This window comes from Paraburkholderia sp. NMBU_R16, from assembly GCF_013282575.1.
GTDB lineage: Bacteria > Pseudomonadota > Gammaproteobacteria > Burkholderiales > Burkholderiaceae > Trinickia.
Genome location: NZ_JAAAYE010000398.1, coordinates 1 through 254 on the forward strand (window position 1 = coordinate 1; position 254 = coordinate 254).

1 pseudogene is annotated in these 254 nt (G+C 59.1%); it reads right to left on the reverse strand.

From position 1 onward, the window contains the following. Nucleotides 1-127: pseudogene (locus GWC77_RS28660) on the reverse strand (IS3 family transposase); the annotation flags it as partial. Nucleotides 128-254 lie beyond the last annotated feature (127 nt).

A 254-nucleotide genomic window follows, 5' to 3' on the forward strand; every position in this document is an offset into this window, starting at 1 on the left:
GTTTGCCTCCAACATGGATGCCTTGCTCGAGAAGCTCCGCATGGATACGAGGCATGCCATACGTGTCGCGCGAGCTTGCGTGAATAGCTCGGATGCGCCCGATCAGATCGGCGTCGCTGCACGCGCGGGCTCTGTCGCATTAACGAGGACGAGTAGAAGCGGTGCGAATTGAAAGGCAGGACATCGATGATGGCAAAGACGAAGAAATCTCGCTCAACGTTGCCCACTGGCGCGGGCAGCGTGCTGAAGCGGCT